Origin of the sequence: Limnohabitans sp. WS1 (assembly GCF_003063265.1) — a bacterium.
Taxonomy (GTDB): Bacteria; Pseudomonadota; Gammaproteobacteria; order Burkholderiales; family Burkholderiaceae_C; genus Limnohabitans_A.
This window is the reverse complement of sequence record NZ_NERU01000022.1, coordinates 66,622-72,621: the sequence shown is the minus strand read 5'-3', so window position 1 is coordinate 72,621 and position 6,000 is coordinate 66,622. Positions and strand designations below refer to the sequence as shown.

4 protein-coding genes are annotated in these 6,000 nt (G+C 60.6%); 3 read left to right on the top strand and 1 reads right to left on the bottom strand.

Annotated elements, in window-relative coordinates:
* The first annotated feature begins 102 nt into the window (after positions 1-102).
* Positions 103-1,431 (top strand): group II intron reverse transcriptase/maturase, encoded by a 1,329-nt coding sequence (gene ltrA, locus B9Z48_RS19365; RefSeq protein WP_199233554.1) that lies wholly within the window; start codon positions 103-105, stop codon positions 1,429-1,431.
* 187 nt (positions 1,432-1,618) lie between these two features.
* Here ltrA and B9Z48_RS19360 read toward each other — a convergent pair whose 3' ends face one another.
* Entirely contained in the window at positions 1,619-2,395 is a 777-nt protein-coding gene (locus B9Z48_RS19360; protein WP_108380333.1) for a YecA family protein, read from the bottom strand.
* A gap of 170 nt (positions 2,396-2,565) precedes the next feature.
* Here B9Z48_RS19360 and B9Z48_RS19355 point away from each other — a divergent pair, with 170 nt between their 5' ends.
* Complete coding sequence (locus B9Z48_RS19355; RefSeq protein WP_108380332.1) at positions 2,566-4,707, top strand: AAA family ATPase; 2,142 nt, start codon at positions 2,566-2,568, stop codon at positions 4,705-4,707.
* A 184-nt stretch (positions 4,708-4,891) separates the two neighbouring features.
* Positions 4,892-5,854 carry a YafY family protein gene (locus tag B9Z48_RS19350; RefSeq protein WP_108380331.1) on the top strand — a complete coding sequence of 321 codons (963 nt, stop codon included), beginning with the start codon at positions 4,892-4,894 and terminating at the stop codon, positions 5,852-5,854.
* The last annotated feature ends 146 nt before the right edge of the window (positions 5,855-6,000 follow it).

Sequence of the window (6,000 nt, the reverse complement as noted above, 5' to 3'; positions counted from 1 at the left end):
GCCCCTTGAGCCTAAACCGAGCAGACGGCAGCCTGAGAAATGCGGAGTAGGAAAGCCGCACGAGCCAAGGGTGGCAGGAAAGTGGATACGAAAAGGACAGAGATGAACGAGAGCGAAAGCGAAACGGTGGCAGTGCCTCTTAGGGCTAAACAAGCCGAGTCAGACCCTGCCCAATGGGCATGGGTGGACCGTGAAGTCTGGACGGATCGTATGTTGGCGGCGCTGGGCAACGGCGTCAAAGGAAACAAGTGGTTCAGTTTGATCGACAAGGTTTACCGGCTGAGCACCTTGCAAGCGGCTTGGCAACAAGTCCAAGGGAACAAAGGGTCAGCGGGGATAGATTGGCAAAGCATAGAAGGATTTGCGGCGCATGAAGCGCGGTACCTGAGTGAGCTGTGCCGACAACTGGAGCAAGGAGAGTACAGGCCCCAAGCGGTGCGGCGGGTAGAGATACCCAAAGCGGGCGGTAAAACGCGGCCCTTGGGCATCCCGACGGTCAAGGACAGGATCGTGCAGACGGCGGTCAAGCGGGTGATAGAGCCGATCTTTGAGCAAGAGTTTGAGGACACGAGCTACGGGTTTCGACCCGGCAGGGGCTGCAAAGACGCGCTGCGGCAAGTTGATGCACTGCTCAAAGAAGGCTACACCCATGTGGTGGATGCTGACTTGCAGGGGTACTTTGACAGCATCCCGCACGAGGGCTTGATGGACAGGATCGCAGCGCACATCAGCGATGGAAGGCTGCTGGCCTTGCTCAAGGGCTGGCTACAGCAAGACATCGTGCAAGAGATGCGCAGATGGACGCCGACGACGGGCACCCCGCAAGGGGCGGTCATCAGTCCGTTGCTGGCCAATGTTTACCTGCATCCACTGGATGTGAAGATGAAGGCGCAGGGCTACCGAATGGTGCGCTACGCGGACGACTTCGTGATCCTGTGCGAGACGGCGTCACAAGCGCAAGAGGCACTGGAGCAGGTCAGGCAGTGGGTGGCGCAAAACGGGCTGAGCTTGCACCCGGATAAGACCCATGTGGGGGACTGCACGCAAAGGGGACAGGGCTTTGAGTTCCTGGGCTACCGATTTGAGGCGGGCAGGCGCTGGGTGCGGGACAAGAGCCTAAAGGGGCTGAAGGACAAGGTGCGAGAAAAGACCAAGCGCACGAGAGGCGAGAGTCTGCGCGTTGTCATTAAAGAGCTTGGCCCCATGCTCAAGGGATGGTTTGGCTACTTCAAGCACGCCTATAAAAGCACATTCCCCAGCATAGACGGATTCATCCGCAGGAGGTTGAGGGCGATGCTGCGCAAGCAGCAAAAGAGCCCGGGGATGGGGAAGAGCCAAGTTGATCACAAACGCTGGCCAAACGAGTACTTCGCGCAGTTGGGGCTGTTCACCATGACGCAGGCCCGAATGCAAGCGAGCCAATCCCGATGAGGAAACCACTGACTGGAGAGCCGTGTGCGGGAAAACTGCACGCACGGTTCGGAGGGAGGGGAGGCCTTGGCCTTTCCTACCCCTATCAAAATGCAGGGGTTAACCAAAATGGCGGGGCTCCCACAAAATGTGGGGCTTCCCCAAAACGGCGGGTTTTCAACCCATGCGGGTATGCCCTCTTTATCGGTCAGGCCCCGCAGCACTTCTTGAATTTTTTCCCGCTGCCGCACGAACACGGGTCGTTGCGCCCTGGGGTGGCTTCTTTGATCACTTGGGCCACACGCGGGCCGATGTTGCGCCAGATTTCGCGCAGGTCGTACACCGCCCACAGCGCTTCGCCATAGGCGTTCAGGCGTTCTTCGCTCACGCTGGGCGGGCCGTCTTCTGACAAGGCTGACAGGGTCGGCACTGCGTCGTCATCTTCGGTCAGGGCCACAACGGCTTCGAGTGACAGGTCGTGCCACTTGGACGCGTCTTTGTCTTTTGGAGCCGTCCATTCATCGGACCAGTTTTCCACCGCAAACATGAAGCCCAGCGCCCACACCTGCGCAAAAGACGGGATTTCGCTGTCGTCGATCTCTTCACGTTCTTCGGGCGGCAGAGATGCGATGGCGCCACGCACATCCATCACCTCGGGCGCATAGGCCTTGTCGTCGTCCAGAGCCTCCACGGGTGTGTCCAGCGCGAGCTTGATTTCGTCAAAACGGCGCTGCCACAAGGCCATGAACTGCTGGCGCTGGGCGTCATCGGCAAAACTGCCGCCTTCGGCCTCGTCCGGGTCAATGCCCAGCAGCATCGGCAGCCACTCGCTGTCGGGAATGGCGCGGCGGCAGCACACCAGCGCGGCCATGAAGCCCTCACAAAACTCCCACTGAGGCGTCTCTTCAAAGCGCTCGCGCAGGTCATCAAGGATGTTGTCCAAGGTGTCAAAGTCTTCGGCTTCCAAGCCAGCGGTGGTGTTCATGGGGTGTTCCTGTTTTGCAGGCTTGCATTGTAGGAGGGCGGCGAAGCCGCCCGACGCAAGCCGCAGGGCCTGAGGTTTTTCTGGCCAGCACCTTGTCGGGCTGTGCGTCACCCCGACACGGCTTGTCGCCCTCGTTCGGACAATGGTGAACCCATCATCAGGAGGAAAAAATGGCCGCCAACTCGCGCATCAGCTCGCTCGTTTCAACCCTCATCGCCGACCAGGACTGCACCGACCCTGACATTGTTCGGCTGTGGGTCTTGCGCATCTTGGTGTTGCTCAAAGGCGATCGCTTTTTCGTCACACGCTTCGGGTTTGAGGACGCCGACCTGGCCCGCTGGCTCGGGCTGGTGGTCCCCTCGACAGACGAAGACGACGAAGAAGAAGTCGAACAACCCAAGCCCGCCAAAACCCGGCTCATGCTGTCTCGCCTGATGGCGCAAGTCGAACGCCGCGCCCACCAGATGCAAGTGTCCGCCACCTTGGCGGGCAACGTGGCACGCATCGCCGCTCTCGTGGGGCTGTCCGATGTCGAGAGCCGTGTGCTGGAGTTCGCCATGCTGATCAAAGGCGACATCCACTTGAGCCAGGCCACGGGCTATGTCAAAAATCTGGACAGCCAACGGCTGTACCAAGCCATGGCCACCCTCCTGGGCCTGGACCTCGGAGCCATTCGCCAAGCTCTGCGCAGCGATGGTTTGCTGTCCAAAACGGGTTTGGTTGTTGTGGATGTACACGCCAACCATGCGCTGGACAGCAAACTCGACCTGCTGTCCAACAAACTGCCCCACCGCTTGATCGAAAACGATTTGCAGCCCACCGATTGGCTCAAGGACATGATTGTGCCCAGCGATCCCGGCCACCTGGACTTTGACGACTACGCGCACTGCGCCAAGGCCCTGCAGGTGCTGCGCCCCTACTTGCGCCAAGCGCTCACCCAAAGCCAGCCCGGCGTCAATGTGCTGTTGTACGGCCCGCCTGGCACCGGCAAAACCCAGCTGGCCAAACTGCTGGCCAAAGACCTGTGCTGCGAGCTGTTTGAAGTCACCACCCAAGATGAAGACGAAGAACCCATCTCGGGACGCAAGCGCATCAAAGCGCTCAGCGCCACGCACAGCCTGTTTGCGCAGCGCCAGGCGCTGGTCATGTTTGACGAAATCGAAGACGCCTTCAGCCACCCTGAAGAGAGCGACATCTTCGGCCACCGCCGCCGCAGCCCCGGCCAAACCAAAGGCTGGATCAACCGCCTGCTTGAAAACAACCACCTGCCCACCGTGTGGATTGGCAACTCGCTCATGGGCATGGACGCGGCCTTTATTCGCCGCTTTGACGTGGTGCTGGAGATGCCCGTGCCCCCGCAGGCCCAGCGCGAACGCATCATCCGCAACGCCAGCCAAGGTCTGCTGAGCGATGCGGCCATCCAACGCATTGCGCAATCCGAAGCCCTGGCCCCGGCCGTGATCACGCGCACCAGCCGCGTGATCCAAAGCATTGCCACGCAACTGCCCGAAGGCCAAACCGAGCAAGCGGTGGAGTTGCTCATCAACCAAACCCTGCAAGCGCAAGACCACCCCCAACTGGCCCGCCACACCCCCAATGCCCTGCCCGAGGTGTACGACCCCGCCTTCGTCAACACCGACACCGACCTCTTGGCCATGGCCGAACAACTGCGCCAACACCCCTCCGGCCGCATTTGCCTGTACGGCCCGCCCGGCACCGGTAAAACCGCCTACGGCCGCTGGCTGGCCCAGCAACTGGGCCTGACCCTGCACGTCAAACGCGCGTCTGACCTCATCAGCAAGTGGGTGGGCGAGACCGAAAAAAACATTGCCAAAGCCTTTGCACAGGCCGAAGAAGCCAAGGCCCTGCTGCTCATTGACGAAGTCGACACCTTCTTGCAAAACCGCGAAGACGCCCAACGCAGCTGGGAAGTCAGCCAAGTCAACGAAATGCTCACACAAATGGAAAGCTTTGGCGGCGTGTTCATCGCGTCCACCAACCTCATGGCCGGACTGGACAGTGCCGCCTTGCGCCGCTTTGACCTCAAGCTCAAGTTTGGCTACCTCAAACCCGCACAAGCCCTGCAACTGCTGCAGCGCCACTGCCAGCACATGGGCCTGGGCGAACCCACACCCCAAGACCGCCAAGCCCTGGCTGCCCTGGGCCTGCTCACCCCGGGCGACTACGCCGCCATCGTGCGCCAAAGCCGCCTGCGCCTCATCCAAAGCGCCAGCCAAATGGTGCAAGCCCTGACCGAAGAATGCGCCCTCAAACCCGGCGCACAAAGCCGGGCCATCGGCTTCGTCGTCTGATCTGCGGCCATTCCCCACGGGACCCCGCCACGCAGGAGCCCACCCCGTGGGGGGCAGGGGGGCGCACGCCCCCATTCACACGCCATAAAAAGTACAAATTGAATTAAATGATGAATGCTAATCACAAAAAAATACACATTTACAAGTGATACTTTGTCACTGCTTTTTTGACTGCCCACCCACCATGCCCAAGACCAAACCCAACACCCTGGAAACCACCTTCCTGGTGCTGGCATTGCTGCGCCGCATACCGCGAGGCCGAAAAGTCACGGCCAAAGAGCTGCGCGAAGCCCTGGCCGCCGAAGGCTTTGAGCGCGACGAACGCAGCATCCAGCGCCTGCTCAAAAGCCTGAGTGTGGAATTTGGCATCGACCGCGACGAGCGCAGCATCCCCTACGGCTACGAGTGGAAAGGCCCATCGGCCGGCTTCATGCTGCCCGCCCTCAGCAAGCAAGAATCGCTCATGCTCATGCTGGCCGAGCAACAACTGCGCCCCCTGCTGCCGCCCAGCGTCATGCAATCGATGAACGGCTTTTTTGAACAAGCCCGCGCCAACCTCGCCCCGCACCAAAACGCCACCCTCGAAAAACAGTGGCTCCAAAAAGTGCGCGTCGTCAGCGAAACCCAGCCCCTGCTGCCGCCCCAAATCGCCGAAGGCGTGCTCGAACAAACCAGCCAAGCCCTCTACAACAACCAATGGCTGGAGCTGGACTACACCAACGCCAAAGAAGAGCGCAAACAACACCGCGTCATGCCCCTGGGCCTGGCCCAACAAGGCCCGCGCATCTATTTGGTGTGCCGCTTTGACGGCTACAACAACGAACGCAGCATGGCCCTGCACCGCGTCCACAGCGCCAAGGCCAGCACGCTCACCTTCGAGCGCCCCGACTTTGACCTGGCCCGCTACGACGCCGACGGCCGCTTTGCCATCACCAACGGTGAGCGCATCCGCCTGAGCTTCGTCATCGACAAAGCCCCCGGCAAACACCTGCTCGAATCGCGCCTGTCCGAAGACCAAACCCACACCGAAACCGACACCAACTACCGCATCACCGCCACCGTGGTGCAAACCCTGCTGCTCGACCGCTGGCTGCTCAGCTTTGGTGGGCAGATTCGGGATGTGCAAAAAACTCCGGTGGGCGCATGACCCAGCACCTCGGAAAATCCCTGCGCCACAACGCCAGCCAATGCCCGCGCCGCTTGCGGAAATACAAGCTTGTGAATCGCCGTAAAACATGGTTACAGCCTGCATAAATTCTGTGCGCAGCGAGCCGCAGACCCACCCAAAGCCAG

Bases quoted from the DNA above. Each gene is read 5' to 3' on its own strand.
- ltrA (WP_199233554.1), top strand. From the start codon at position 103: ATGAACGAGAGCGAAAGCGAAACGGTGGCAGTGCCTCTTAGGGCTAAA.
- B9Z48_RS19360 (WP_108380333.1), bottom strand. From the start codon at position 2,395: ATGAACACCACCGCTGGCTTGGAAGCCGAAGACTTTGACACCTTGGAC.
- B9Z48_RS19355 (WP_108380332.1), top strand. From the start codon at position 2,566: ATGGCCGCCAACTCGCGCATCAGCTCGCTCGTTTCAACCCTCATCGCC.
- B9Z48_RS19350 (WP_108380331.1), top strand. From the start codon at position 4,892: ATGCCCAAGACCAAACCCAACACCCTGGAAACCACCTTCCTGGTGCTG.